At 56.7% G+C, this 25774-nt stretch carries 28 protein-coding genes; 17 read left to right on the forward strand and 11 right to left on the reverse strand.

The window, feature by feature from the left end; genetic code table 11:
• Positions 1–13 precede the first annotated feature (13 nt).
• Together H598_RS0116805 and H598_RS0116810 are read left to right on the forward strand one after the other, a co-directional pair.
• On the forward strand, positions 14–949 hold the full coding sequence (locus H598_RS0116805) for a hypothetical protein (RefSeq protein WP_028114036.1): 936 nt from the start codon (positions 14–16) through the stop codon (positions 947–949).
• An 84-nt stretch (positions 950–1033) separates the two neighbouring features.
• The gene (locus tag H598_RS0116810; RefSeq protein WP_028114037.1) at positions 1034–1840 is read left to right on the forward strand and encodes a lipid-binding SYLF domain-containing protein; all 807 of its coding nucleotides are present in this window, start codon (positions 1034–1036) and stop codon (positions 1838–1840) included.
• Positions 1841–1878: 38 nt separating this feature from the next.
• On the opposite strand, the gene H598_RS0116815 is transcribed toward H598_RS0116810, so the two are convergent.
• The 4 genes from H598_RS0116815 to H598_RS0116830 form a co-directional block, all read right to left on the reverse strand.
• Positions 1879–2649: a nucleotidyltransferase family protein gene (locus tag H598_RS0116815; protein ID WP_028114038.1), complete on the reverse strand. Its 771-nt coding sequence runs from the start codon at positions 2647–2649 to the stop codon at positions 1879–1881.
• A 220-nt stretch (positions 2650–2869) separates the two neighbouring features.
• Complete coding sequence (locus H598_RS24770) at positions 2870–3556, reverse strand: ChrR family anti-sigma-E factor (protein ID WP_051252808.1); 687 nt, start codon at positions 3554–3556, stop codon at positions 2870–2872.
• A complete protein-coding gene (locus H598_RS0116825; RefSeq protein ID WP_211227316.1) occupies positions 3549–4244 on the reverse strand; it encodes a sigma-70 family RNA polymerase sigma factor in 696 nt (231 codons plus the stop codon). The genes H598_RS24770 and H598_RS0116825 overlap by 8 nt, the downstream gene beginning before the upstream one ends.
• A 58-nt stretch (positions 4245–4302) precedes the next feature.
• On the reverse strand, positions 4303–4869 hold the full coding sequence (locus tag H598_RS0116830; RefSeq protein ID WP_028114040.1) for an LON peptidase substrate-binding domain-containing protein: 567 nt from the start codon (positions 4867–4869) through the stop codon (positions 4303–4305).
• 128 nt (positions 4870–4997) lie between these two features.
• Here H598_RS0116830 and H598_RS0116835 point away from each other — a divergent pair, with 128 nt between their 5' ends.
• From H598_RS0116835 to H598_RS0116865, 7 genes are all read left to right on the forward strand, one after another.
• A complete protein-coding gene (locus H598_RS0116835; protein ID WP_028114041.1) occupies positions 4998–5522 on the forward strand; it encodes a DUF2878 family protein in 525 nt (174 codons plus the stop codon).
• Positions 5519–6016, forward strand: coding sequence for a chalcone isomerase family protein (locus H598_RS0116840; RefSeq protein ID WP_028114042.1), 498 nt, complete (start codon positions 5519–5521; stop codon positions 6014–6016). Before H598_RS0116835 ends, H598_RS0116840 begins: the two co-directional genes overlap by 4 nt.
• Positions 6013–6549 (forward strand): DUF3833 domain-containing protein, encoded by a 537-nt coding sequence (locus tag H598_RS0116845; protein ID WP_035416064.1) that lies wholly within the window; start codon positions 6013–6015, stop codon positions 6547–6549. Before H598_RS0116840 ends, H598_RS0116845 begins: the two co-directional genes overlap by 4 nt.
• Positions 6550–6606: 57 nt before the next feature.
• Positions 6607–8055 (forward strand): DUF4397 domain-containing protein, encoded by a 1449-nt coding sequence (locus H598_RS0116850; RefSeq protein WP_028114044.1) that lies wholly within the window; start codon positions 6607–6609, stop codon positions 8053–8055.
• Between the two features lie 145 nt (positions 8056–8200).
• Positions 8201–9790: a M28 family metallopeptidase gene (locus H598_RS0116855; protein WP_028114045.1), complete on the forward strand. Its 1590-nt coding sequence runs from the start codon at positions 8201–8203 to the stop codon at positions 9788–9790.
• A gap of 9 nt (positions 9791–9799) precedes the next feature.
• Complete coding sequence (locus H598_RS0116860; RefSeq protein ID WP_028114046.1) at positions 9800–10627, forward strand: ABC transporter permease; 828 nt, start codon at positions 9800–9802, stop codon at positions 10625–10627.
• A complete protein-coding gene (locus H598_RS0116865) occupies positions 10627–11523 on the forward strand; it encodes an ABC transporter ATP-binding protein (RefSeq protein WP_028114047.1) in 897 nt (298 codons plus the stop codon). Before H598_RS0116860 ends, H598_RS0116865 begins: the two co-directional genes overlap by 1 nt.
• Before the next feature lie 138 nt (positions 11524–11661).
• On the opposite strand, the gene H598_RS24775 is transcribed toward H598_RS0116865, so the two are convergent.
• The gene (locus H598_RS24775) at positions 11662–13824 is read right to left on the reverse strand and encodes a TonB-dependent receptor (RefSeq protein WP_051252811.1); all 2163 of its coding nucleotides are present in this window, start codon (positions 13822–13824) and stop codon (positions 11662–11664) included.
• Positions 13825–14538: 714 nt separating this feature from the next.
• Between H598_RS24775 and H598_RS25740 the strand changes: the two genes are divergently transcribed.
• Genes H598_RS25740 through H598_RS0116900 form a run of 6 tightly spaced genes read left to right on the forward strand, consistent with a single transcriptional unit; the run spans position 14539 to position 19763 of the window.
• On the forward strand, positions 14539–15342 hold the full coding sequence (locus tag H598_RS25740) for a DUF3450 domain-containing protein (RefSeq protein WP_084144514.1): 804 nt from the start codon (positions 14539–14541) through the stop codon (positions 15340–15342).
• Entirely contained in the window at positions 15339–16763 is a 1425-nt protein-coding gene (locus H598_RS24785) for a MotA/TolQ/ExbB proton channel family protein (RefSeq protein ID WP_051252813.1), read from the forward strand. Before H598_RS25740 ends, H598_RS24785 begins: the two co-directional genes overlap by 4 nt.
• On the forward strand, positions 16757–17356 hold the full coding sequence (locus H598_RS26800) for a MotA/TolQ/ExbB proton channel family protein (protein ID WP_028114048.1): 600 nt from the start codon (positions 16757–16759) through the stop codon (positions 17354–17356). The genes H598_RS24785 and H598_RS26800 overlap by 7 nt, the downstream gene beginning before the upstream one ends.
• The gene (locus tag H598_RS0116890; protein WP_028114049.1) at positions 17353–17772 is read left to right on the forward strand and encodes an ExbD/TolR family protein; all 420 of its coding nucleotides are present in this window, start codon (positions 17353–17355) and stop codon (positions 17770–17772) included. The genes H598_RS26800 and H598_RS0116890 overlap by 4 nt, the downstream gene beginning before the upstream one ends.
• Complete coding sequence (locus H598_RS25745; protein ID WP_051252815.1) at positions 17769–18404, forward strand: energy transducer TonB; 636 nt, start codon at positions 17769–17771, stop codon at positions 18402–18404. Before H598_RS0116890 ends, H598_RS25745 begins: the two co-directional genes overlap by 4 nt.
• Positions 18405–18446: 42 nt before the next feature.
• Positions 18447–19763: a tetratricopeptide repeat protein gene (locus tag H598_RS0116900; protein WP_028114050.1), complete on the forward strand. Its 1317-nt coding sequence runs from the start codon at positions 18447–18449 to the stop codon at positions 19761–19763.
• Here the strand turns inward: H598_RS0116900 and H598_RS26150 are convergent.
• The 3 genes from H598_RS26150 to H598_RS0116920 are packed head-to-tail and all read right to left on the reverse strand — an operon-like array spanning position 19647 to position 22076.
• Positions 19647–20345: a PepSY domain-containing protein gene (locus H598_RS26150; protein WP_084144516.1), complete on the reverse strand. Its 699-nt coding sequence runs from the start codon at positions 20343–20345 to the stop codon at positions 19647–19649. The two genes, H598_RS0116900 and H598_RS26150, sit on opposite strands and share 117 nt — an antisense overlap.
• On the reverse strand, positions 20342–20872 hold the full coding sequence (locus H598_RS0116915; RefSeq protein ID WP_028114052.1) for an FMN-binding protein: 531 nt from the start codon (positions 20870–20872) through the stop codon (positions 20342–20344). Before H598_RS0116915 ends, H598_RS26150 begins: the two co-directional genes overlap by 4 nt.
• Positions 20873–20879: 7 nt before the next feature.
• A complete protein-coding gene (locus H598_RS0116920; RefSeq protein ID WP_028114053.1) occupies positions 20880–22076 on the reverse strand; it encodes a porin in 1197 nt (398 codons plus the stop codon).
• 484 nt (positions 22077–22560) lie between these two features.
• On the opposite strand from H598_RS0116920, the gene H598_RS0116930 reads away from it, so the two are divergent.
• On the forward strand, positions 22561–23022 hold the full coding sequence (locus tag H598_RS0116930; protein ID WP_028114054.1) for a glycine zipper family protein: 462 nt from the start codon (positions 22561–22563) through the stop codon (positions 23020–23022).
• Between the two features lie 10 nt (positions 23023–23032).
• Here H598_RS0116930 and H598_RS0116935 read toward each other — a convergent pair whose 3' ends face one another.
• Together H598_RS0116935 and H598_RS0116940 are read right to left on the reverse strand one after the other, a co-directional pair.
• On the reverse strand, positions 23033–23428 hold the full coding sequence (locus H598_RS0116935; RefSeq protein WP_028114055.1) for an MAPEG family protein: 396 nt from the start codon (positions 23426–23428) through the stop codon (positions 23033–23035).
• A 39-nt stretch (positions 23429–23467) separates the two neighbouring features.
• A complete protein-coding gene (locus tag H598_RS0116940; protein ID WP_028114056.1) occupies positions 23468–24256 on the reverse strand; it encodes a ParA family protein in 789 nt (262 codons plus the stop codon).
• 193 nt (positions 24257–24449) lie between these two features.
• Here H598_RS0116940 and H598_RS0116945 point away from each other — a divergent pair, with 193 nt between their 5' ends.
• A complete protein-coding gene (locus H598_RS0116945; RefSeq protein ID WP_028114057.1) occupies positions 24450–24896 on the forward strand; it encodes a hypothetical protein in 447 nt (148 codons plus the stop codon).
• A gap of 47 nt (positions 24897–24943) precedes the next feature.
• Here H598_RS0116945 and H598_RS0116950 read toward each other — a convergent pair whose 3' ends face one another.
• Positions 24944–25741, reverse strand: a complete 798-nt coding sequence (locus tag H598_RS0116950) for an SDR family NAD(P)-dependent oxidoreductase (protein ID WP_028114058.1) — start codon at positions 25739–25741, stop codon at positions 24944–24946.
• Positions 25742–25774 lie beyond the last annotated feature (33 nt).

Genomic DNA, 25774 nt, shown 5'->3' on the forward strand with positions numbered 1-25774 from the left:
ACCAGAGAACCCCATGATTACCCTGATAAAAGACCTGTTCTATAAAAACCAGTTCTCCCGCGACGATGCGCCCCTGGATCGGGATCGCTACCTGTTGGGAGTGATGCTGCTGGTCACCGTACCGCTGCTGCTGACCCTGAACGCCCCCCTGCATAGCCAGCAACTTTGGAGTGGCCTTGGCGGCGGCGCCATTGAGGCGGTGGTGGTCTCCTGGGCCGGCCTGTTTGGCGGCATCTGGCTGGATCCCTTGTTTATGATCGCCAGCCTCATGCTGGCCAATCGTGCCTTCGGCAAATGGTGGGCGCTGCCCATGGGGCTGCTGACCTTCCAAGCCACCATCGGCCTGAGCCTGATGCTGCGAATGTTCTCCTTTCCCAGCCAGCCACCCAGCTTCCTGATCACCGGCCAGGGGGTATTGATGGCGGTTTGGGCCCTGCTGCAACTGCCCATCCTGTGGCGCAAGCCCGCGCTCAGCCGCCAAAACCCCGGACACCCGCTGCTCAAGCACAACCCGGATTGCCACAAGGAACAACTCTCCCCCATCCACTACTTGTGGCGCTGCCTGCAGTTGGGACTGGCCAGCAGCCTGATCATCGCCCTACTGATGGCGGTGGCAATGACCGCTGACTATGAGTTGGCCGACACCGCCCAGATGCTCGCTCGAGGGGCGACCGTTATCGCCTATGTGCTGTCGTTTGTGCTGTTGATGCAACGGCTGCGCAATCTCGGCTGGCAACCCAAGTTCTGGCTGCTGAAGGCATTGCCGCTGTTTGTCGCCTTCAGCGCACTGCAGGGGCTGTGCTATGCCTACGAGTACTTTGGCAATCCTTGGTTGTTCTTGGTCGTTCAGTGGTTGACGCCGTTGGCGATGGTGGCGGTCGCCGTCTTCAGCCTGCACCTGATGCTGCAGCCTGCCGCCAAGGCGTTGCCAAAATCGGCCCGCAGCTGAGCACTGCAACCGCAAGCGGCACCCTGCACCTCTTTTTCACCGGGCGCTGGTATACTGGCGCCAGCAATGTTTGAGGAGAGCACCATGAAACACCCGCAGATGCTGGCTCTGGCTGGCATATTGGCCCTCAGCGCACCGGCCCAGGCAGGCTGGGACGAACTGAAAGCCAAAGCCAAAGAGTTGGGCGAGCAAGCCGCCGACGTTAGCAAGGAAGCCTGGGAGACCACCGCCGATGCCAGCAAAGAGGCCTGGGATGCCACCTCGGAGTGGAGCAGCGACACCTGGGATGCCTCCTCAGAGTGGGCCGATGGCGCCCTGGATCACGCCGGCGAGTGGAGTGACGACGCCCTCGAAAAAGGCAAGGTCTGGGCCAAGCAGGGAGAGGCGAAACTGGAGCAGATGCTGGAACCGGACAGCCCGCAACAAGCCAGGGATGCATTGAACACCATGTCAGAAGTCACCCTGGTTCGGCTGTTCAGTGAACATCCCGAGGTCAAACCGCTGTTTGATGAAGCCTACGGCTATGCGGTGTTCGATTCGAGGAAGTTTTCGCTGATGCTGCACACCAACGGTGGCTCCGGGGTTGCGGTCAACCGCCACAGCCATAAGCGTACCTACATGAATATGTTTGGGGCTGGCCTGGCTCTGGGGCTGGGGGGCAAATTCTATCAACAGGTGATGCTGTTCGAAGACCAGACCCACTTCGATAAATTTGTTCACGATGGCTGGGAAGCCAGCAGTGAGGCCGGCCTGGTGGCCTGGGATGAATCCGCCGAAGTCAGTGCCAAGTACAACGGCGGCATGGCCATCTTCGTGCTGAATGACAAGGGCATCCTGCTCGATGCCAATGTCACCGGTAGCCGCTACTGGCAGGATTCAGACCTGAATTAAAGACAAAAAAAGGGCGGAGAAGACTCCGCCCTGATTCCCTATCCGTAATTGACCCTGGCCGGGGTGTCGTGTGCCTCCCAGGCCCGCTGATACAACTCGCTGGATTGCTGTTTAAGCCTGCTGATTCGCGCCAGCTCAATCTCTGCCAAGTCCCGCTGCTGCTGGGCAGCATTTCGCTCAATCTCCTGAATCTGAGTATAAATATCGTGCTCGGCACCGCTTTTAATGGCGGCAATGTCCGCCAGGTGAATCTGAACCTCGGCCACCAGCTTAGATTGCGGCAGGCGCACCAGGACGTTCATGTCGCGATAGCCGTTGGCCTTGGGGGTCTGAAACCGGTTTTTAACCTTCACCACCTGTCCGTGTTGATTCAGGTGGTGATAGGCTCGCACCACCCCTTCCACATTTGACGCCACTAAGGTGGTGCGCGCCAGATCCGTGAGTAAACGAACGTCACCATCCAGTTTCCCCTCCAGCTTTGCCAGCGCGCGCTCTCGACTCTTCACATCGGGGACACTGGCTTGGGTGGAGGATAGGTAGGCTACGCGATGAGTCAGCATGGCCAGTTCGTTTTGGGCCATCTGCGCGTGTTGATACAGGTTTTCGAAATCTGTGGTCGGCTGAATTACCGAAGCATACTCCTGGCTATTGATGGCCATCAGTTCCGGCAGGCCTTTCTGGGCCTTACTTGCGCGCTCCAGTCCGGGGAGCTCGGTCAGAGATTGATTGAGAGACAGCGGCGTTGCGGCCTGAACCGGGGCTTGCCCGACCATCAGCATCATTAACGCCGTTTTTAAAAACTTACCCATTCTGACTCCTATTCCAGAGAAACGAGTCCACCGACAGGTGGGTGGACACTACTAGCATCTGGGCCAGCTGGGGCTTTTTCAACCTCGACGAGGTCACAAAAAAACCGCCAGCCTTAAAAACTCAGAGTCTTCAACGGCTGGCGGAGTTCCTACACCTTACTGAAATCCTTCGATTAGTCAGCTTAGATTCAGTATTGCGTCAGAGTGTGACCCGATAACACTAGCCTCCGGGCTTAAAGAACAGCTGACTGAACGGATTCAGCGCTCGGGCCAATCCCGAAGTAAAATGCAGCGGCGCATCAATGGCCGCCAGACACAAGCAGCCATTCTCCGAATAGGGCGCATGCTCCACTTGATCATCACACTGAATCAGATCGCCGGGATGAAAATCGCCCCGGTCATCCGAGAAAGTCCCGTCGAGCACCAGGGTCCACTCCAGCCCTTTGTGGGCATGAGTGGCAATGCTGCCGCCGGGTTCCATGTAGATAAAGTTCAGTTGATAAGGCAACTGATGTCCCTGGATGGTGGCGCTCCAAAGTCGGCTCACCACTCGACTCCAAGGTCCGGCCCGCGCCACCAGCGTCGACAATGCCGGCGGAACCGAGACCGTGCGCCCCTGAAACTCCAGCTGGGTCGGCGAGCGGGTCTCGACATCAGGCTGCGCCGACGCCGGCTCTTCACTGTCCAGCTGTGCCAGTATCTGGTCCAGATCGGCGTCGTCAAACGCCTCGACATCGGATGCCGGCATCAACGAGTGGCTCGCCTGGCGCTGTTGGCACTGCTGCGCCAGCTGGCTGCATTGCGAACAGGCCCCCAGATGGACCGACACCATAATGGCCTGTATATCATCCAGGTCGCCCTGAATGAATTGCTCAATCTGAGCCAAGGTTGGATGACGTTCAGTCATAGCCCAAAGCTCCTTTGTTAAGGCGTAACGCCAATTTTTCCATCGCCAGCCGCAGCCGGCTCTTCACCGTGCCTACTGGCAGTTGCAGATGCTGGGCCGCCGCCTGGTGACTCATCTCTTTCAAGTACACCAGCGACACCACCTGACGCTGATTTTCCGGAAGGTTGGCCAGTAACTGATGCAAGCGCTTTTTCTCCGTCGCCAACTGCAGCAGACGATCACTGTCATGGGACTGGGGCGCCGGCTCGCTGTACAGGTCGTCGGAGCTCACCAGCACCGGCCTGGACAGCTTCTGTCTGCCGAGGTCGAAACAGCGATTGCGAGCGATGGTGTAGATCCAGGTGGACACATTGCCCTTGTCCACGTCGAACCGGTGCGCCTTTTGCCACACCGCCAGCATGGTGTCCTGAGCCACCTCCCTCGCCAGCTGATCGTCACCGACCTTCTTGAAACAAAACGCGTGCACTCGATTTGCGAAATGCTTAAACAGCATCGCATAAGCGCGTTTGTCTCTGTCGTTGGCAACCTGAATCATCGCCTTGGACAGGGCTTGGGGGGAGGGATCATTATTCGGCGATTTCACCATACCAGTCTCAGGTTGGTTGGTTGAAGCCGAGGGCGCGACGCCTTGCATTGAGCGCTCCTTGTGGTTGCGCACTCGCCTCACAAACGGTTGATTATGAATCATACCAGCTTCCTTTCTCACCATAGGTCAACGAGCAGATACACGCAATACGAGTGGCGCCTTAAGATGGATCACTGCGATCGATAATGGAGTGAATCAGCGCCACCGCCATCTCCGACGACGGCCGAGTCAGAATGTGAGCTTTGGCCTCGGCATCAATGGGCAATAACTCCAACCACCTCAACAGGCACCATTGCAACGGCCGCCGTTCGGCAGCGGGATACAATGCACCAATCTCCGGGTATTCAGAAAGCAATCGAAGCAGGGCTGACTTGATGCCGTCATCCTCGTTCGCGCCCCCGTCAACCCAGATGGGTACCGGTTCACACTGGGCCCAGCGCAACCCGTCGGCATCGGTTCGCATCTGACTCAGCCGTACCAATTCGATCCCCTCCACGGTGATCCCCAGCAACCCGTCCTGCAGCTGGTCAAAATCGACGATGTTGACCAGAGTCGCCAGATTAAGCACGTTACCGCCGGCTTCCCCCTCCACCAGCATGCCCATGGCAAAGCCATCGGGTCGGCCAGCCCGCTCACGCACCATGCGCAAGTATCGGGCCTCAAAAATTCGCAGGCTCAACCGTCCCTCGGGGAACACGTGAGCATTAAGGGGGAAGACTGGAATCATTTTCTCGTGGTCGCGGCAACATAGGATAGCGTTCACTACGTCTGGCGCCGGCAAGTGGTTCACCGAATTCCCTGATCCTGAGGCCAAAAGCTTCGTATAACCCAGTATCTTTGGCCCCAGGAGTCACCATGCAGCCCTTAACACTCCCCAATGGCTGGCGCAGCCAGACCCGCCGCTTGTTGGTCGACAGCGTGATTTTTCAGTTGTTTTGGTTGGCAAGCATGTGGGCACCAGCCGCGAGCTGGCAACTGCCCGCCTTGCTGATCTGGGCCTGGCTGTCCCCCTTGGGGCGACACCAATGGCTCTCGGTTCTACTGCTGGCCAGCCTGGGTATTGTCGTCGATGGGCTGTGGCTGAGCAGCGGCTGGTTAGTTCTGTTCGAGCCTGGCCCCTTGCTGGCTGGCGTGCCTCTGTGGTTGGCGCTGCTGTGGCTGGCCTGTTGCCGTTACCTGTTGATATTGGTATCGAGCGTTCACTGGCCTCTGTGGGCTCTGAGCCTGCTCGGCGCCCTGGGAGGGCCAGCCAGTTACGCCGCAGCCACCAGCTTTGGCCATGCCAGCATTCACTGGTCGCAACTGGCCGTCAGCCTGCCGTTTATTCTGTGGTGGGCGCTGCTACCACTGTTGATTCACCGCCTGGGAGAAACGCCATGACCCGTTATGCCCTCATCCCCCTGACACTGTGGCTGGGGTTGCAATCCGCCTCAGCCCTGGACCGCATCGGCCAAAGCACGTTCTCGGTGCTGTTTTGGGACATCTACACCGCCCAACTGTTTAACCAGGAGGGGCGCTACCTGGGCCTCACTGGCCCGCTGCGGCTGTCGCTGACCTACCACAGGCAGATCGATGCCATTGAACTGCTCGAGGCCACCGAATCCCAGTGGCAACGCATGGGCTATCAGGATGCCGCCAGCCAACGCTGGCTGCAGCAGATGGGCCCCTGCTTTCCCGACGTCGATGTTGGTCATACCCTCAGCTTCTATCTGGCCGAGGACAGCAGTGCCAGCCTGGACTGGAACGGACAACGACGTTGTAACTTTGACAGCAGCGAAGGCAACCGCCAGTTTCTGGCGATCTGGTTGTCTCGGGACAGCGCCGACCCGGGCTTTACCCGGCAACTAACCGGGGCGCAAGGAGGCCGGCCATGATTCGCGTGCTACTGATTACGCTACTGCTGGTGGGCTGCAGTCATGACCTCGAAACCTACCGGGATTGGCAACCGCCAATGAGCCTGGAAACGTTCTTTGACGGCGAAGTGATGGCGTACGGCATGGTCACCGACCGTTCCGGCGAGGTGGTGCGCCGCTTTCGTGTTCGCATTGACGGCCGCTGGAGCGGCACACAAGGCACCCTGGATGAGTATTTCTTTTATGCCGACGGCGAGACTCAATTCCGGCAATGGCGTATCGAACGTCTCGACGATGGCAGTTATCGAGGCCAGGCCGACGACATCATCGGCGTCGCTCACGGGCGAGTCAGCGGCGCGGTATTGCACTGGGTCTATGACATGGAACTGAGCACCGATAGTGGCGACTGGCAAGTCAGCTTCGATGACACCATGGTGATGATAGATACCAACCGCATGTTAAATCGGGCAAAAATTAAGAAATTCGGCATTACTGTAGCCGAGGTGTTTTTGTCTTTTGAGAAAAAAACAGCAGCTCAAGCCGCTAATTTCTGATCTGCGGCCACGGCAGCGGCGTACTGATTCGGGCTTATCGAAAACTGGAGCATAACCATGAAAGCCCTACTTAAAGCCACCCTGGTGGCAAGCAGCTGTCTGTTAATTGTTGCCTGTGACGATGATGATGACGATCCCGTGGTCATAACCCCTCCCGAACTCACCATGAGTTATGTTCGGGTGATCCATGCGTCTCCGGATGCCCCGAAAGTCAACGTGCTAGTCGACGGGAATGCGGTACTTTCCGATGTCGATTACCAGCAAGCCTCCACCCTGTTGCCTCTGCCCTCAGGCAGCCACAACATCAAGGTCGAGGGTATCCTGGCCGACGGCAGCACCGCCACGGTATTCGACCAAACCCTCACCCTGGATCCCAACATCGAGTACAACGTCACCGCGACTGGATTAGTGGCCAGCCTGCTGGCGGGCTCTGGTCCCACTCCCTTTGCCCCGGTGATTGTTCCCCGCAACCTGCTCAGTGAAGACCTGACCATGTTGCGGCTGCAGGTGCTGCACAGCGCGCCCGCCGTCGGCCGGGTTGGCGTCCACGTCACCGGCGCCGACGACCCACTCTCAGCCGCCACCGAGTTAACCGAACTGAGTTTTGGCGAGTTCACCCCGGACCCGGTGATGGTGGAGCCCGGCACCTACCGAGTTCGCCTGACCGACCCCGATGATCCCAGCGTGGTGGCCTACGACAGTGGTGCCCTGGCGCTCACCGATGCCGCCGACCTGTTTATTGCCGCCGTCGCCAACACCCAGGCTGGCGCAGCACCGGTGAACCTGCTGGTGGCCGACAACAGCGCCGATGAAGCTGGAAACGATGCCGCCATCATTCAGGACAGTCAGTTAATGGCCGGGCTGCGAGCCACCCACGGCATTGCTGCGGTCGGCGGTGTCGACATCTGGGTCAATGGCCAGGCTCCGGATGCCGCGTCTCCCCTGTACAACCTGACGTTCGCTAACACCACCCCGGCTCAGGGCTTCCTGAGCCTGGATGCCGACAGCTACCAGATACAGGTTGCCGCCAACGCCACCTCCACCGTGCTCATCGACATTCCCGAACTGACTCTGGCGGCCGGCACCGCCTACAGTGCCATTGCGGTCATCGACGCCATGGGGATGCCGACGCTGTGGGCAGTAGAGGAAGACCTACGAGCCATCGCCACCGAAGCGCGGCTGCGGGTGTTTCACGCCAGCGCCTCGGCGGGCAAGGTGGACATCTATCTCAGCGCCGACATGATGGCCGACGACGGTGACATCAAACTGGCCGGGGTGCCCTACCTGGTGGAGTCCGGCATCCTTGGCATTCCCCCGGGCAACTACTACCTGTTGATTACACCGGAGAATACCCCTGAGGTCATCGCCGTCGGACCGGCAATGCTGGAGCTGCAGGCTGGCATGCGTTACACCGCCATCGCAGTGGACGATCCGAACAACACCACTGGGCTGGCAACCCCAGGGATCGACATCGGGGTGATTACCTTGGATGGTCTGGCACCCTAACCCGTAACTCTGACGCCCATCCTGGGGGAGGCCGGTGGTCTCCCCCTTTTCTTTGTGCCCCGCCGCCCTTGAAGCTGTTCAGAATTACACCTGTTATGCTAGTGTTTGCTGTTCGCCAAACAGAGAATAATCATAAGGAAACAGGATGTTCGCTTTCCAAAGGCTCACAGCCGGGTTGTGCCTGCTGGCCAGCTCGATGACCGTTGTTGCCACCGACAGCGGTGACTTTAACGACACCAACCTGCATCAGCACATCAAGACTCTGGCGTCAGACCAGTACGGCGGCCGCGGTCCTTTGAGCCCGGGTGAACGCCTCAGCATCGACTACATCGCCGGTCAGTTCAAACAACTCGGCCTTGAGCCCGGCTATCAGGGCCAATACCTGCAACCCGTGCCCCTGGCTCAGGTCACTGCCGATCAGGCCATGACCCTGACCGTCGGTGAACAGCAGTTTAAAGTGGGCAGCGACTTCACCGCCCGCACCCATCAGATGCGCAGCCAAATCGACCTGAAACAATCCGAACTGGTGTTTGTCGGCTACGGCATCAATGCGCCCGAATACCAATGGAACGACTATCAAGGCCTGGACGTCAAAGGCAAGACGGTGGTGATGCTGGTCAATGACCCGGGCTTTGCCACTCAGGATCCGACCCTGTTTAAAGGCAACGCCATGACCTACTATGGCCGCTGGACCTACAAATACGAAGAGGCAGCCCGCCAGGGGGCCGCCGCCGCGCTGATCATTCACCAGACCGATGCCGCCGGCTACGCCTGGGGCGTGGTGGAAAACTCCAACACCGGCAGCAAATACACCCTGGTGGACAAGCAGGGCAATGCCGATCAGTTACCGGTGATGGGCTGGCTGCATCAGGACGCCGCCAAGCGACTGTTTGCCGCAGCTAAGCTGGATCTCGATGCCCTCAGTCGCCAAGCGGCCGAGCCCGGCTTTAAAGCGGTGACGATGAACCAGAAGGCCAGCCTGAGCTTTGCCAATCGCAGCACCCAGGCCACCTCCCACAACGTGCTGGCCATCCTTCCCGGCAGCGAGCGCCCCGACGAAGTGGTGATGATTCACGCCCACTGGGATCACCTCGGCACCAACGAAAGCGATGGTCACATCTACAATGGAGCCATCGACAACGCCACCGGTGTCGCCGGCGTTCTGGAACTGGCACGGGTACTAAAAGCCCGGCACGCCATCGCCCCGTTTAAGCGCACCCTGATGTTCACCAGCTTCACCGCCGAGGAAACTGGCATGATTGGCGCCCAGCAATTTGCTGAGCATCCTCCCATTCCCACCAAACAGATGGTGGCCTTTCTCAACATCGATGGCATGAACGTCGGCGACCAGTTAAGCTACATCCTTCGTTATGGGGATGGGGTTTCCGAACTGGAAGCCTACCTTGAAAAAGAAGCTGCCAAACAAGGGCGTACCGTTAAGCCCGACCCTCGTCCTCAGGCCGGATTGCTGTATCGCAGTGATCATTTCGCCATGGCCAAGCAGGGGGTTCCCGGCCTGCTATTCATGAGCCTGGGCGATAACGATCCGGACTACATTCCTCACCGTTACCACAAGCCGGAGGACGATTACGATCCTCGCTGGTCGCTGGCGGGAATGAAACAAGACCTGGCGCTAATGGCCAACCTGGCCGCCGAGCTGGCCAATAACTCGGACTGGCCCAAGTGGCTGGAAGAGTCTGAATTTAAAACACGTCGAGCCCAAGACGGGCGTTAAGGAGATCGGGTGAGCAGTCACTCTCTGTCAATGAGGCACGTCGGCCTGACCGCCGGCTTTGAACTCAAACGGTTATTTCAAACCAAACGGGGGCTGCTGTGGTTGCTGGCCTTCGCTCTGGTGTGGGGACTGCTACTGCGTTACCCCATACTGCAAGCCAGCGACCTGCTGAGAAACCCGCAGATGCAGGAGTTTGTCACCGCCCTGCTCGGCGACGGTGGCATCGCCGTCCTGTTTGACTGGCCTCACCCGGAACTGGCGGTGTACTGGGGACTGGCACTGCTACTGTACCCCATGACCGCCATCGGCCTGTGTGCCGATCAGATGGCCTCGGATCTGCAGCGCGGCACCCTGAGATTTCTGACCCTGCGCAGCAGCCGCGATAGCCTGTTGCTGGGCCGTTTTCTGGGACTGATGCTAATACAGATGGCGATGGTCATCAGTTCGGTCGTTGCCACCCTCGGTCTGGCGCTCTACAACGGCGATACCCAGCTGATGTCTCTGCTGAGCCATGCCCTGTTGATCAGCCTTAACCTGATGCTGGTGCTGCTGCCGTTTACTGCCACCATGGCTCTGCTGTCGCTGATCGCCAAGTCCGGACGACAGGCCGTGGTACTGGCCAGCCTGTTCTGGCTGTTCACGCCGCTGCTGATCGGCCTGCTTGCCATGATCTACGCCCCGTTGGAGGCGCTGCGCTTCCTGGTTCCCGGTGGCCAACTCGGCGATCTCATCGGCACCTCACCAGGCCAGGCTCTGTCGCTGGCCTGGCTGCCCGTCGCCCAAGCCCTGCTGATGCTGGTGCTGGCCCAGATGACCCTGAAAAGGACCGCCTTGTAATGTTGATTCACGCACAGCAACTCAGTAAAAGCTACGGCAGCAAGCTGGCCCTGGACCGCGTCGACCTGAGTCTCGATGGCAGCGACAGCATCGCCCTGGTGGGCCCCAATGGCGCCGGAAAAACCACGCTGATGTCGTTGATTTGTGGTTATCTTCAGCCCAGCAGCGGTTCGCTGACGGTACTGGGGCACGCTCCGGGCAGCAGTGAACTGCTGGGGCAACTCAGCGCCTTGCCTCAGGATGCTCAACTGGATCCCGGCTTCAGCATCGGCATTCAGTTGCGCCACTTCGGTGCCCTGCAGGGAATGAGTAAAACCGAGGCGGATAAAGAGGCACGGCGGGTATTGGAGCTGGTGCAACTGGCCGATACCTTTGCCAGTCGCCCCCAGGATCTCAGCCACGGCATGCGCAAGCGGGTCACCATTGCCCAGGCGCTGATGGGCCAACCCAGGCTGGTGTTACTGGATGAGCCTACCGCTGGCTTGGATCCGGCCAACGCCCGCGCCGTCCGGGATCTGGTCAACAGCTTGCGAGGGCAATGTCATTTTCTGATCAGTTCTCACAACCTGGAAGAGCTGCAGAAGATGTGTGACACGGTGCTGCACATCGAACAGGGCCGCATCAGCCAGACTCTGGAGGTTCATGGCAGTCAAAAAGACGCCATCTTGACCCTGACCCTGACCCCGCAGTCTGGCACGGAGGCCGACCATTGGCTCAGACAGTTGCCGGGCGTCCGCGAAGTGACTCACAAGGGGCAACAGGAGTTTCTGCTTCGCTACGACGACAGCGCCCACCCCCAGTTCGACATCGAACTGCTGCAAGCGTTGCACCGACAGCAGCTGGAGTACCGGCAACTGAGCCGGGGCCTGAGCCTGGAAGACCGGTTGTTTAACTGAACCGAGACGCTCGACTGCAACAACAACGAGGCCCCTAAACAGGGGCCTCGTCATTTTCTGTCGGCTCAACTCCTGGCTCGAGCGCACGTCGATGCTCGGCCGTTGAGACAACGACTCGGCGTCAATCCAGTCTCGCCGCTACAGCTCAAACCGCCCCCCCAGATACCAGGTCTGGCCAAAGGCCGGCCATACCGTGGACGACGAAGAGCCAGTGGCGACGTAGTGATAGTAGGTTTCATCAAACAGGTTGTTAACGCCGCCGTACAAGGTCAGGCCATTGGCCATGGCATAACGTACACTCAGATCGGTGGTTTCATAACTGTCCACCAGTTCATCCTCGGGCTTGTCGGCTTCATCAAAGTAGTTGGAGTATCCGCCGGTGTACTTGTATTTCACGCCGGCGCTCAGGCGCGGTGTGAAATCATAGTCTACCGTTACCACCACCTTGTGTTCGGGCACTTTCTGCAGACCGCTGTCGCTCCAGTCAATCTGCTTGCCTTCCTCAATCAACGCCTTACCCTGACTGTTGTATTCGGTTTTGCCTTTGGACCAGGTGTAACTCTGGGACAAGCGGAACTGACCCAGGACCTGCTCGGCAGAAAAATCCACGCCGTACCGGCGGGTCTTCAACAGGTTCAGCGTCTTCTTGTCTTTCTTGTAACTCTTGTCTGCAATAGGGCTTTCAATTTTTACCCGGTTGAGCTCGTTATCAGTCTCGGTCAGGTACGCGGTCATCGACAGGAAGGTGCTCAGAAAATAGTCCCGCATCCCGATTTCATAGGTATCGTAAATCTCATCGTCGGCTTCGGTGGCCACAAAGACGTGATTTTTAGTGTCCACATAGACATCGTCGGTCATCTGGATGCCATCTGGGGTGGTGAAACCACGCTCATATCGGGCAAACAGCCGCCCTGTGTCCGAGTACAACCACGCCGACGACAGTTCATAAGCTTGATTTCGACGCTCATTTTTATGCCTTACCGAAGTGCCGGCACACTTGGAACTGGCGCATTCAGGCTTAGCGGTAATCCAGTCGGTCGCATCAAAACGAATGCCCTGAGTAAATTCAAAGTTGCCAACTCGATTCTTGTTATGAACGAAGATTGCCTGAATCTCCTTTTCATAATCAAAGACGTTATAGGTATTTTGCTTGTACTTAGGCTGGGTCAGGGTTGCCTCCTGGTTGAGAAGATCTAACCCCACCAGCAGGTTATGATGATCAGCATAGCCCCAGTTTAGCTTCAGTTTGGCGCCCTTGGTCTGGTAATCCATGTCTTTGTCTTCGTAGTGGGAGTTTCGGTAATACCCCTTCTGAGACACCAGATCGGTCATCAACGACAGTGAGTCACTGAAATTAATGCTATGGGATAACTTCAAGCCATCGGACTTGCGATCGCTCTGGTTATAGCGACGCTTCACTTCATAGATGTACTCTCCGGTTTCCTCGTCATAGCCGACAGTCACCCGGGTTTCATCGGGAACGTAGTTACGGCCGTACTTTTTCAAATTGTCGGCACTGACATTGAAGACGTACTGTCCATCCTCTTCATAGTGGCTGTACTTCATTGACAGCATCTGATTGTCGGTCAATTGATAAGCAGCACCAAGGCCGTAATATTCGTTCTTCTTGTAGGTATCTTTAAAATAGAGATCGGAGTTTTCAGCGGAATAGTTGGCCTGCAAGACCAAATCATCGGTTGCCTGAACACCAAAATTCCCTGACCAACGACGTTGGTTTTCAGAGCCATATTCATAGCTCACCGAGTTTTGAGGTTTCTTCATCCCTTTCAGGTTGGTGGTAATATTGATCACTCCGCCGGCAGTACCGCTGCCGTACAATACCGCACCGCCCCCTTCAATAATCTCAATTTTTTCAATCTGGTCGACAGGAACAATGTTGTAGTCGGTTTTATAAGGGTGCTGAGTCAAAATACCGATTGGCGCACCGTCGACCATGATTTGAATATTTCTACCGGCGGTTCGGCTGCCCTGGCCTCGAATGTCAATCTCACCATAGCCCGTCTTAGAGACATTGATTCCGGGTACATCATCCAACACCTCAGACAAACTTTCGTAGCCCTTGTTCTCCATGTCTTCACGAGAGATCACTCGAATGTTCTTGGTGGTACTGATTGCTTCAATTTCAACGTAATCTGCGGTCACCGTACTTTCGTCCAATGCCACTTCATCCGTTGTCGAAACTTGACTCTGCTCAGTTTGAGGCTCGGCATACACCTGGATGCCGCTGGAACAGATCAGGCCGATAAAAGTACCGGCAACCGTTATTTCCTTGAATTTCATATATGAAATACTTCCTGGAATCACTCTAAAGTTAGGGCTACGTCGGCGTGTTTCCTCGGCGAAACACGCCGCGGTTCCAGGCACTACCCTGCTAATACCCCCCCCCGTTCTAGTGAGCAGCATTACCACAGCAACAGTGCCAGAAACCGTAACAGAACACGGTTTGCTCCATCGATCATGGCAACAGACACAGCAAACTCGACGCCACTATACACGCAAACGCGAATGATAAACACTACCAAACGCGTATCATTCTCATTTGTCGAGCAATGTCAAAAAATGACCTCGACTCCATGTAAAAAGATTTACCCTAATAAGCCCAAGCGGCTATCAAATCCTCCAATATTAATACGCAAAACCGCATATACACCCTTTCGCATTTTGCGTTAATCCAAGCGCAACCTTTGCCTCTCATATAGCGCCAGAGGAAAGAAAGCATGGGCAGAAACAGTCAAATTAAGCGCACTTTCTCACTCACTCAAAAGGCAGCGACTGGTAACAAAAATGTAACCACGGCGTAAATTGAAGGTTCTTTGCCGATATTCAGTCAGGATGGATGCAGATTCAAATTTGTGAGAATGAAAACGATAATGATTCACAAATTGGTTGACAGGTTCAAGGTTCAAAGTTCAAGATCGCCTGAATTATTGGCTTAGGAATTCAGCAACGTCAGTTGTTCGTAGACACCTAACATCGATTAAAGACAGACTCCCAATGCATTTATATCCTCTAAATAAACGGCACCAACCCTGCCTGCCTCAGGCAAAAAGGCGCCCGCTGCTTACTCTGATTTTCAGTTTGCTGGTTTGTGGCCACGGTCATGCTGATCCAGCCACACTGGATAAAACCGTTAAAAACGATATCGCAGTTGGTCATCAGACCCAACGTAGGGAAAGCGAATGGGATCAACAGCGCAAACGGCTCGAACTGCAGTTGCAACAGCTCACTGAGCAACACGACACTCTGAAAAAAGACGTCGACAGCCTGCTGTGGAGTAATGCCCAAAAGTCCGATACGGCGGCAAGCCTAAAGCAAGACATCGCCAGTGCAAGTCGACTGACTTCGGGGCTGGATCCTGTTATCGACGAACAGGCTCAAAAAGCGGCACAAGCGGTTCAAACCAGCCTGCCTTTTTTGCAGCAGGAGCGACAGCAACGACTGCAACAATTCAACCACTGGCTGGACGCGCCATCGACTGAGCAAGCAGAGAAGCTGGAACGATTGCTGGAACTGTTCACCATAGAAACGCAATTCGGCCACACCAGTGAATCCTGGCAGGAGACCATCGAACTCAATGGTCATCCCCTCACCGTCCAACTGCTGAAGGTCGGCCGACTTGCCCTGTATTATCAGACTCTCGATGAGGCGCAATGTGGTGTTTTTAATCCGAAAACGCTCAGTTTCGATCCCTTACCCAGCGACTGTGTCGCCCCAATAAAAAAAGCCATTTCCCTGGCCAACCATGGACGCAGTGCCGAACTGGTGAGCCTGCCAATCGGAAGGATTACCCTGCCATGAAACGCCTCTTAATCATCATGTTAGTGAGCCTTTCCTGCATCAACTCCGCTTGGAGTGCCGATCTACGCCAGGCTCAGGCCAATGCCGAAACGGCTTTGACCCAACGCAAAGCTCAGGATAGCGAATCCCAACAACGCATTACCGATCAACGCAACGACCTGCAGCAACGCATTCAGCGCCTTCGAGGTGAAATTAACGCTCTGAAACTGAAGAAAAAACAGGAGTCTGTTCGCAGCAAAAATCTGGACGCCGAACTGCAGCAATTAACCGGCCAGCGAGACACGTTGGAAAAACAGGTTGGCCGCATCGTTGCCATCGTCCGTACTGCCGCCAAAAACCTGCGCCAACTGGCTCTGGCATCGCCTTTTTCAGCAATGACCCCCCAACGCATTCAACACCTCGATCTGTTGGCTGACGGCACCCAATTCCCGGACATTAATGATCTCAACAGTCTGTTTCGCTACTTCAATGACGAAATCACCCTCAGCGGCGAAGTGGGCCTGCACCTGGTCAACGTCACCGGTCGGGATGGCACCATCACTGAACGGCAGGTACTGACAGCCGGGCCCTTTATGTCACTGGTGCTGTCCGGCCAACACGGCGAGCCCATTCTCTATGACGCCAACACCCTAACGTTCAGAGAGATGCCCTCTTCACCGGGGTTCATGTTGCAGTGGGCCCTTGACCGCTATTTGGAGGGAAAAAGTGACGTTCTGCCGCTGGACCTCAGCGCCGGGGCTGCTTTGGATCAGTTGCGCCGTACGCCCTCATTGTCTGAACGCATCCTGCAAGGGGGCCCCCTGGTCTGGCCCATCGTCTTCATCGGCTTGCTGGGCTTAATCATCGCGGTGGAGCGCGCCTGGTTTTTGAAGCGGGTGCATGACAATACCGACAGCACCATGAACAAAGTCAATGCACTGGCCGGTGAGGGCCAATGGCAACAATGTGACCAGATGGTCGCAAAACGAAAAACATCGCCGGTCTACAACGTGTTGCGCACCGGGCTGGCCGCTCGAAGCGAGCCGCGAGATGTCCTAGAGAGCATTCTTCAGGAAGCGATTCTTAAAGAACTCCCCAGACTGGAGCGGTTCCTGCCCTTCCTGGCCATGCTCGGCGCCGTTGCACCTTTGCTGGGTTTGTTAGGCACGGTGACCGGCATGATCGATACCTTTGAAGTGATCCACATTGCCGGTACCGGCGACCCGAGAATGATGTCTGGCGGCATCTCCACCGCTCTGATCACCACTATGCTGGGATTGGCCATTGCCATCCCCATCATGCTGCTGCATTCGGTCCTAAATCGGCAGGTTGAGCACATCATCGGTGACATGGAAGAGAAAGCCGTCGCACTGACTAACATCATTCAGCGTGAAGACCTCAGCCTGCGCACTCCCGCTCTCTCGGCAGAACCGGCATGTTAACGGAAGTACTTGTCGGACTGTACGACTACGTCAGCACTGGCGGCACAGTGATGATCCCCATCATGCTGTGCTCCATGCTGCTGTGGTGCCTCAGCCTGGAGCGACTGTTCGCCTTCTACAGGCTGGAGCAGGACGACCTGAGCCTGGACTCCGCCATATCGATGATACGCCGAGGGGACTGCGGTCCGAACCAGGCCGGTGTTCGCCGTGACTTGGTGCGATTCCTAGCCCCCCATACTCCGGCGACGGCAGCAGAATTTCAGGGGTTGTTGCAACAATACCGACTTCAAACTCAGCCTAAATTGGATAAAAGAATTGGCTTGATTGCCACTCTGGCCGCCATTGCCCCACTGCTGGGGCTGCTGGGCACCGTTAATGGCATGATCGCTACCTTTGATGTCATTGCACTGTTTGGAACCGGCAACGCCAAAGCCATGGCTGGCGGTATCTCCGAATCCCTTATTACCACCCAGAGCGGACTCACCGTGGCCATTCCGGGGATGTTTCTCGGGGTCATCCTCAACCGCCGTGCCCGACGCCTGAGCCAGACGCTCAACGAAACCATCAGTCTCTTACAAAGGAGCAGCCAGTGATACAGATCAGAGACTCATTAAGACGGCGAAAGGCCAGCCCGGAAGTGAACATCTCACCTCTGATTGATCTGGTGTTTTTGCTGCTGATCTTCTTTATGGTCACCACCAGTTTTGTGAAAGAAACCGGCATCGACATCAATCGTCCCAATGCCGAAACAGCCGTCGTTTCCAAGCAGCAGGCTATTCTGGTCGGCATCGCCGACAACGGCGAAGTGCATTTTGACGGCAAGGCCATCGACATTCGAAGCGTTCGACTGCTGGTCGCCCGAGCCGTCGCCGACAAACCCGATGCCGATGTGGTTGTCGTCGCAGACAAAGCCGCTCCTACCGGTATCTTGGTTCGAGTGATGGATCAGTGCCGTCTGGCGGGTGCCGAGCGGGTCAGCGTCGCCACTCAAAATAAGGGTGAGCGATGATCTTGCATCACAAGTGGCTGCCGCTGGGCTTGGCTGCACTGCTGGCCATGATAATCAATTTGCTGATATTTTCTCTTTTGCCTGGGCTTCGTACGCCGCCAAGAAGCAGTGACCAACTCATTCTGGCTCGCCCCATTTCCATGGTAAAACTGGAGCCCATGAAACCGGCAACGCCACCACCACCCGAGCAACCGAAACCGCAACAGGCTCCGCCTAAACCCAGGCTGGCACTGCCCATTGATACCACACCAATACAGACCAGCTCACTGAGCCTGAAGGCTGATCCAGGGCTGCCAGAGCTGGATACCCGCATCTTCAAGCCCACTCCGGGCGACCTGGTATTCGGCGAAGCTCAGTTGGATAAGCCGTTAATTCCTACTCACAATCAGTCCCCCATCTACCCGTTTCAAGCCAAACGAATGGGACTGACCGGCAAAGTCAAAGTGAAGTTTGTGGTGGAAAAAGATGGCACCGTCGGTGAGATGGAAGTGGTCAGCGCGACGCCGCCCAATGTCTTTGATAAAGCGACCCTCGATGCGGTCAGTCGCTGGACCTTCAGGCCCGGAGAGATCACCGGTGAAGCGGTGCGCGTCAACGTTACTCAAGTCATTAACTTCAATTTGAATAAATAACCCCCTATGCCAATGCTCATTTCACTCCGTTCTCTCTGGCCTTTGGCAGTACTGCTCGTCACCGTGCCCGGCTACGCTCAGGCCAGCACCTGCAATGCCCAACCCAGCCCCTACATCAACCAGGCGCTGACCCGGGCCTCACTGTTTCTGGAACAGGAGAAACCGCAACAAGCATTGCGGGTTCTGTCCACCACGTCAGAAAAAGCGGCCGACGCCAGTCACCACCTATTGGAATTCCACCTTGGTGTTCAACTGGCGCAGCATGACCAGCCGCAACAGGCTCTGATCCACTTTCGCCACGCCTCTCAATTGTGCGATTCCCACGCCGGCAGTTGGCAAAACCTCGGTCGGCTAGCGTTCGAAACCGGACACTTTGATGAAGCCGCCACGGCCCTGGAACAGGCCTTCCGGCTCAGTGGTGAACAGCGATCGGATCTGCGCTATTTTCAGGCCTTGGCCCGATACAAACAGCAGCATTGGCAAGACAGCCTGACACTGAGCCTGGAGCTATTGTCGAGATTTCCGGCACAAAGAAAGCTGGACTGGATAGAACTTGCCGCCGCCGCCGCCGATGCGGCAGACAGACGCCCTCAAGTTATCGATACCCTGTTCCCTTTGGTCCCAGCCATGGGAGGCTCACCCCGCTTTCGCCGCTCGCTGGCCAGCCTGCTGGTTCAAGAGCAACGTTTTTCCGAGGCGATGATCCAGCTAAAAGATCTGGATCATATGGGAGTCATTGATCCCTCCGAACTGCGAATTCTGGCCGACATCTGCCGCATGGAGGAGTTACCCCTGGATGCCGCCGGCTATTACCATCGACTGGCAGCACAGGAGCACTCGGCAGAACTCACGGAAAAAGAGGCTGAAAGCTGGATTGCCGGATTCCAACTTCAGCGCGCCAGAGTGGTACTGGAGCGCGAAGTGGCGCACTGGGACACTCCCAGGTTGTGGTTGCTGACCGGCCAGTTGCGCTTTGATGACGGCGAGTTAGAACCGGCATTAACGGCCTTTCGGCGGGTGCTGACACACACACCTGATCACCGATATGCCTTGACCATGACCGGCTACATTCTGTTTCTTCAGGACAAACTGGACGCCGCTTTACCCTGGCTGGACAAGGCCGCTGACGATCGCCCGGGCAATCAGGCCGGCGCGCTGAGCGACTACATTAAAGAGTTGCTTGAGTATCGACAGCGCCACCAGCAACTTACCGCTGCGCCGGCTCAGAGTCAGGTTCGGCCGTCAACGCCGCCGTCCCCAGATAACAAAGCCAGTACAGGCAATGGCGATGGCCATCAGCGCCACCAGGCTCATCAACCACTCACCCACGGGGCCGAAGATGCGACCAGTATGCAGTGACAACAACAGACGCTCGACACTGATACCAACGCCCTTGCCGGCCAGCTCAGCCGGCAACTCAGCCCCCTGTGGCAACAACCCCTTGCTGACCAGCTGCGCGTCACTGCGTTGCGGTGCCTGTTCCATCCACCAGTCCAGGGCCCAGGCCTGCCCCTGCTGATCCAGCAGCAACGGCCTGCCCTGGTCATCCAACCCCAGAGACTGTATACCAGCGCCGTGCGGCAACCGTTCCACCAACTCACCTTCCCGGGTCAACAGATACAGCGCTTGCCCATCCGCCGCCAGCATGACCTCCGGTGTGGCGATGGCGGCAACCAGGCCGCCCTGCAACTCTGCCACCTTACCCATGGGCGTTATCAGCGCCTGCTCAACCTGATACAGCGGCAGGGACTCAATTGCGGTCACTTTGGGTTCAGGCACACCGGCGATGCGATACCACAAGGGGGCGGTCAATGAGGGTTGATCCAGGCCAATGCGATGGCTGTGCTGCAGCAGCAAGCCGGTGGTCGCCAGCAGCAGGATCCAGACGCACACCAAAATGCCAATTTTGCTGTGCCAGCGGGTCAAAGTTCGGGTCTTCATTGAGTTACATGGTCAGCCAGGTATAACGCCATCTTAGCGGTTCGGTTCATGGCATGCACGGATAAGGTCGCGCCACTGATGCCATCGATGCTCTGTGACAGGCGCTGATCCTGCAACGAGGCTCCCGAATATTGGCGGGTAAAAGCCTCTCTGTGGATCTCCCAGCCCCGGTGCTCCCTGAATACCAGTACCTTGGCTTGTACTATGACACCAGATTCAACCACATAGCCAAAGGTTATGGGTTTGTCCTTGCCGATGGATTCGAGCACCCAGGCAGAGCGGCCCTGCCGTTGCCAGTAGCGCACCCGAAGCTTGGCGTACTTCTCCCCCATCAACTCGTTCAATTCCGATTTCAGGGGCCCTTTCAACCACAGAGTGCGCGTTTCCGGCTCGGCACCGTCAAACGCCTGAGACAGGAATGCCTCCTGACTCAGGTACTCGGTGGAGGCCAGTGCCCCCCCACTCATCATTGCCAGCAGCAATGTCCAAAAAGCAAACAGGGGGCCTCGGCCCCCTTTTTTCAACATCAGCATCTTAGAAAGAGTAGCCTACACCCAGATTGAAACCATTCTGGTTTTTGTCGTTGTCGTTGTCCTGCCACTGGTAGTCGGCCTTGAATACCACCTGAGGGTGGATCCAGTAGTTGACACCGATATCGGTCTGAGCCTTGGCGCTGTCAGCACTGTCACCGGCTTGGTTGTCCCAGGTGCTGTAACGGGCAAACACACCCAGCTCTTCGGTGACCTTGAAGCTTGGCTCCAGGTACCAACCGTTTTGCTCATCGGCACCGATGGACTTAGGACCATCACCGTCGAGCATCCACATGCCGTACAGGCCACGCAGACGGAATGCCTCGTACTGCCAGTCCACGTGAGCTTCCAGCATGGTGGCACTGCCAGCATCGGCATCCAGAGACTGGGTTATGTCAGCCTGGTACTGGAACGAGCCGCCCACGGTCAGACCAGGGATACCAGCGTAAGAGACCGCAATGGTCGCCGCCAGATCTTCGGCGTTGGCCTTGGCCACTTTCTGACGACCGGAACGGATGGAGTATTTCGCGTCGGCATTGGTTTCCAGGCCACTGTGTACAAAGCCTTGCAAGGTAACGCCGTTATCCAGGCGACCAATCAGACCGGTACCCGCTTCCCACCAGGTGGTCGGCAGAATGTACTTTTCGACGTTATTACGCTCGACACCATAGAAGGTATCCGGTTCGTGGGTTTCGTTCAGCAGACCCACAGGCAACAGGAACAGACCGGAGCGTGACGTCAGGTTAGAAGACAGATCCCAGTCGATGTAGGCCTGCTCCAGTTCCACTTCACCGGGCTTACCGTCGCCAGACAGGGAGTGCTCCAGTTCCACTTCAGAGAAGAAACGGATGGTATCGGTAAACTCGTAACCGAACATCAACACGAAACGGTGGAAATCAATCTCACTTTTGTCGCTGGCCCCGCCTTCACCATTAAGGTTGTTGTAGTGCAGCTCGCCGTAGCCACCGATGGTGACCTTATCCAGCGCGCTGGAGCCCGAATCGCTCTCAACCGCTTCTACGGCGGCTTCAACCGCTTGCTGATTGTCTTTAACTTGACGGCTCAGCGCTTCGATGGCTGCGGCTTGCTGCTTAATCAGCTCCTGCTGTGCCTTCAGTTGTTGTTCAACGCTGTCGGCGGCAAAGGCGCCATTTGCAGTCAGTGCCAGCGCAATGCCGGCTACCAGTGGCTTGAGTTTCATGTGCATCATCTTCCCCGGAGGTAAATTGGCCAAAACGGCTCTTCTCTGAATTTTCTGAAATGATAGCCATTTTCATTACCATTACCAGTATTTTTCACATTTTTTTTACCTCTCAAACCACCAACTGCACCGATGCCACCCTCAAATAGCACACAATTCACCGTGTTTTGATCACACTCTGCGTTAGGCAGAGTAAAAACAACAAAATATCAGTCATATGAAAAGAGTCATTCAAACTGCATATTCGGATATGCAAAGGTGATCCAAATCTCATTCAGACCAAAATGCTAATGCCTCCCTCAGTAAGAAACTCAAGGTTAACCCCATGATTAAGCACGATTAAAATAACCCCCCCCCCCCAGAGTGAACAGCGGCATTACCCAAGACGCCTCAGAGGCTGAGAAACAACATTCATAAAATTCAGCCAGGATTCAGGCCGCTGCTATCATCATTGACAGGGTAAATTCTTTGTTAGGAGTGTTGCATGTTGCGCACCACGTTGGCCTTGATGTTGGCCACCCTCTCCCTGGGCGTTATGGCTCAGGACTACATCATCTACCCGGCAGCCGGTCAGGACGCCGGGCAACAGAAGCAGGACAAAATGGAGTGCCAGGCCTGGGCTACGGAGAATACCGGGGTAGACCCGGTGCAACTGGCCAGCCAACCGGCGCCCGCCAGTCAACAAACCGGTGGTGAGCGCGCCCGCGGTGCCCTGGGCGGTGCCGCCGCCGGGGCGGCCATTGGCGCCATTGCCGGCGATGCCGGTGACGGTGCCGCCATAGGCGCCGGAGTGGGCGTATTGCGAGGCGGGGCCAAGCAGCGGCACGCCGCTGCCGCCAATCAACAGGCACAAGCCAATGCCCAAGCCGAGAAAGACAGCCAGATGGCGATGTACGGCCGAGCATTCAAAGCCTGCATGGAAGGACGTCAATACACGCTGCAGTAACGAGCTGGGTTCAGGCCAATCCCATGGCCTGAACCGCCACATACACGCAGATGGCCAGGCCGGCGGTAACCGTCAGGGAGCGAGCCATGGCCCAATCGGCCAGGTAACACAGCGGATGCAGGAGCCGGGTCAGCAGAAACCCCAATGCCGCCGGCGATAACACCGACTCCGCCACCCCGGCAAAATGGGCCACGGCAAACACCGCACTGTACAGGGCCAGTGCCTCCCAGGCATTGGCCTGAGCCGCCCAGACTCGGGCGCCAGCACCGGTCAATTCACGAGCCTGCAACCTGGGGTGATGGTTATCCAGATGCCCCAACTGCCGCAACTTCATGACCCCACCTGCGGCAGCCAACCCATAAGGCAGCAGCGCCAGTATCAGCCACACCCACAATGACGTTGCCATCGCAGCCCTCCCTCATTCACCATCGCTTGTTAAGCCGACTCAGGCCGGAACATGGCGGGCTTCCAGCTCTTCATACAGGCTGACGAACTGTCCGGTCAGTTTGTGCCCTGGGGCCAGATGGATCAGTGGCAATTGTTGATGGTGGGATTCTTTCATCTTTACCGAACTGCCCAGATAGGTCGAAAACAGTGGCACGGTATCCTGGGCCGCCAACTCAGCCACCAGCGTCTGAGGCAACCTGGCTTGAGGGTTAAACTGATTCACCACGATGCCTTCCGCTTCAAGCTTGCCGTTGTGATCCGCCTTTAGCTCCAACAGGTTGTCCATCAGTCTGGAGATGGCCTGCGCGGAAAACCCATCACAATCAAACGGAATCAGCACTTTATCTGCTGCTATCAGGGCCGACTTGGAGTAAAAGTTGAAATTGGGCGGGGTATCGATGTAGATGCGGTCAAACTCGTTATCCAGAGTCTTTAACGCGTCCCGAAGTTTGTAGATTTTATACCGCATCTCCAACTCCCGCTCCAGAGTCGCCAACGCCGGGCTGGCGGGCAACAGGCTCAGGTTGTCAAACGGCGTCTTGTGAACAAACTGCTCCGGTGCCGGCATGGAGCCAAACCAGCCGACGGTTTGCTTAAGCAGATCCGCCACCGTCTTACCCTGCGGCAGGTTGGCCTCGTCCACTCCCAGGTAATGGCTGCTGTTGCCCTGAACATCCAGATCCACCAGCAGCGTTCGATAGCCTCTGGCCGCACTGATGGCAGCCAGGTTAACGCTGATGCTGGATTTGCCGACTCCGCCCTTCTGGTTAAACACCACCCGTTTCATTGACTCTTCCTTAAGCGTTCAATTTTCAGTCAATCTTACGGTACCCTTGCATCAAAGTCAGCCCTTGCGACGGTTATCTTTCGCCGCCCCTGGCCATCGACCCCCCGTAGCCAAAAGCAACCCGGGCTCACGGCCACCCACCCAGAAAACCGCTACACTGAGCAACAGATTTTGTCAGTACGCGATAACGACGATGAGCAAATTTCGAGAGTTTTCCAAACGACGCTGGGAAAGCGCCGATCTGGCCACCGATCTGGAAGAATTTATGGCTCGGGATGTCAGCATCCACAGCCTGTTCCGAGGCGCCACCAACTTATCTCAGGTCACCAACCTACTCAGCCAACTGGTGCTGGCCGAAGAGCCGGAGTTGCTCAGAGAGCAACCGTTGAACACCGGCACCCTGCTGCAGATTCTCAGTCTCGGGCTGCGCCACATGGTGATCAAGAGCCTGTCTGATGGCCCATTGAGTCAGACACAACACTTAATCTGCCTGCTGGCCCGCCACGTCGCTCAGGCTCAGTCACAACAACCAGAGCACCCCAGCTACCAGGCCATCAGTGAACAGATACTGGCCCTGTACCAACAATGGGATGAGGCGATGCGGCAGCAGAGAGCCTCTCAACGAAATATGATGCGCTAACAAAAATGCACAAAAAAACGCGGCCAGGCCGCGTTTTTTATTGCTGCTTACAGCGCCCGAATGATGCCGCCTTCCACTCTCAATGCCTGGCCGTTCATGGCACGGTTGCTGGTCAGATACACGGTGGCATTGGCCACCTCCTCCACCTGGACAAACCGCTGCAACAGGCTGGTGGGCTCGTGATCAGTGAAATAGTTAGCGGTCAATTCCGCCACCGGTTTCCCCTCTGACTGCGACAGGGTATCAAAGTAATTTTCTACCCCTTCGGTCCAGGTTGGGCCGGGCAGGACCGAGTTTACGGTGACGTCCTGGCCCTTAGTCAGTTCGGCCAACGCCCGTGACAGCGAGATCAAGGCGGTCTTGGTCACCGAGTAGTGCACCATCTGTCCAAGAGGCTTGATGCCACACTCGGAAGCGATGTTGACGATGCGCCCATAGCCCCGTTGCTGCATCTGCGGCAACAGCGCCCGCGCCAGGCGCACCGCGCTCATGACGTTAACGTTGAAATAGTGCATCCACTCGGCATCGTCGATGGCCTCAAACGCCTTAACTTCGAACACGCCGGTGTTGTTAATCAGGATATCGACCCCGCCCAGTTCCTGCACTTGAGCCAGCAACTGCTCGGCCTGTGCCGCGTCCGCCAGATCCGCCGCCACCGCAAACACCCGGCCTTCGCATTGCAACTCGTCCGCCAGACGATCGGCCACCTGCTGACTGCGTTGCTGGTCACGGCCATGGATCAACACCTGAGCCCCCTCCTTCAGATAGGCTTTGGCGATGGCATGACCAATTCCTGCGGTTGAACCCGTTACCAGGACTCGCTTATTCTCTAACTGCAGCTGCATTGTTACCTCGAATACCAGGGAAGATGCCACAAG

The organism is Ferrimonas kyonanensis DSM 18153 (assembly GCF_000425405.1).
GTDB classification, from domain to species: Bacteria; Pseudomonadota; Gammaproteobacteria; order Enterobacterales; family Shewanellaceae; genus Ferrimonas; species Ferrimonas kyonanensis.

Bases quoted from the DNA above. Each gene is read 5' to 3' on its own strand.
- H598_RS0116805 (WP_028114036.1), top strand. From the start codon at position 14: ATGATTACCCTGATAAAAGACCTGTTCTATAAAAACCAGTTCTCCCGC.
- H598_RS0116810 (WP_028114037.1), top strand. From the start codon at position 1,034: ATGAAACACCCGCAGATGCTGGCTCTGGCTGGCATATTGGCCCTCAGC.
- H598_RS0116815 (WP_028114038.1), bottom strand. From the start codon at position 2,649: ATGGGTAAGTTTTTAAAAACGGCGTTAATGATGCTGATGGTCGGGCAA.
- H598_RS24770 (WP_051252808.1), bottom strand. From the start codon at position 3,556: ATGACTGAACGTCATCCAACCTTGGCTCAGATTGAGCAATTCATTCAG.
- H598_RS0116825 (WP_211227316.1), bottom strand. From the start codon at position 4,244: ATGATTCATAATCAACCGTTTGTGAGGCGAGTGCGCAACCACAAGGAG.
- H598_RS0116830 (WP_028114040.1), bottom strand. From the start codon at position 4,869: ATGATTCCAGTCTTCCCCCTTAATGCTCACGTGTTCCCCGAGGGACGG.
- H598_RS0116835 (WP_028114041.1), top strand. From the start codon at position 4,998: ATGCAGCCCTTAACACTCCCCAATGGCTGGCGCAGCCAGACCCGCCGC.
- H598_RS0116840 (WP_028114042.1), top strand. From the start codon at position 5,519: ATGACCCGTTATGCCCTCATCCCCCTGACACTGTGGCTGGGGTTGCAA.
- H598_RS0116845 (WP_035416064.1), top strand. From the start codon at position 6,013: ATGATTCGCGTGCTACTGATTACGCTACTGCTGGTGGGCTGCAGTCAT.
- H598_RS0116850 (WP_028114044.1), top strand. From the start codon at position 6,607: ATGAAAGCCCTACTTAAAGCCACCCTGGTGGCAAGCAGCTGTCTGTTA.
- H598_RS0116855 (WP_028114045.1), top strand. From the start codon at position 8,201: ATGTTCGCTTTCCAAAGGCTCACAGCCGGGTTGTGCCTGCTGGCCAGC.
- H598_RS0116865 (WP_028114047.1), top strand. From the start codon at position 10,627: ATGTTGATTCACGCACAGCAACTCAGTAAAAGCTACGGCAGCAAGCTG.
- H598_RS24775 (WP_051252811.1), bottom strand. From the start codon at position 13,824: ATGAAATTCAAGGAAATAACGGTTGCCGGTACTTTTATCGGCCTGATC.
- H598_RS25740 (WP_084144514.1), top strand. From the start codon at position 14,539: ATGCATTTATATCCTCTAAATAAACGGCACCAACCCTGCCTGCCTCAG.
- H598_RS24785 (WP_051252813.1), top strand. From the start codon at position 15,339: ATGAAACGCCTCTTAATCATCATGTTAGTGAGCCTTTCCTGCATCAAC.
- H598_RS26800 (WP_028114048.1), top strand. From the start codon at position 16,757: ATGTTAACGGAAGTACTTGTCGGACTGTACGACTACGTCAGCACTGGC.
- H598_RS25745 (WP_051252815.1), top strand. From the start codon at position 17,769: ATGATCTTGCATCACAAGTGGCTGCCGCTGGGCTTGGCTGCACTGCTG.
- H598_RS26150 (WP_084144516.1), bottom strand. From the start codon at position 20,345: ATGAAGACCCGAACTTTGACCCGCTGGCACAGCAAAATTGGCATTTTG.
- H598_RS0116915 (WP_028114052.1), bottom strand. From the start codon at position 20,872: ATGTTGAAAAAAGGGGGCCGAGGCCCCCTGTTTGCTTTTTGGACATTG.
- H598_RS0116920 (WP_028114053.1), bottom strand. From the start codon at position 22,076: ATGAAACTCAAGCCACTGGTAGCCGGCATTGCGCTGGCACTGACTGCA.
- H598_RS0116930 (WP_028114054.1), top strand. From the start codon at position 22,561: ATGTTGCGCACCACGTTGGCCTTGATGTTGGCCACCCTCTCCCTGGGC.
- H598_RS0116935 (WP_028114055.1), bottom strand. From the start codon at position 23,428: ATGGCAACGTCATTGTGGGTGTGGCTGATACTGGCGCTGCTGCCTTAT.
- H598_RS0116940 (WP_028114056.1), bottom strand. From the start codon at position 24,256: ATGAAACGGGTGGTGTTTAACCAGAAGGGCGGAGTCGGCAAATCCAGC.
- H598_RS0116945 (WP_028114057.1), top strand. From the start codon at position 24,450: ATGAGCAAATTTCGAGAGTTTTCCAAACGACGCTGGGAAAGCGCCGAT.
- H598_RS0116950 (WP_028114058.1), bottom strand. From the start codon at position 25,741: ATGCAGCTGCAGTTAGAGAATAAGCGAGTCCTGGTAACGGGTTCAACC.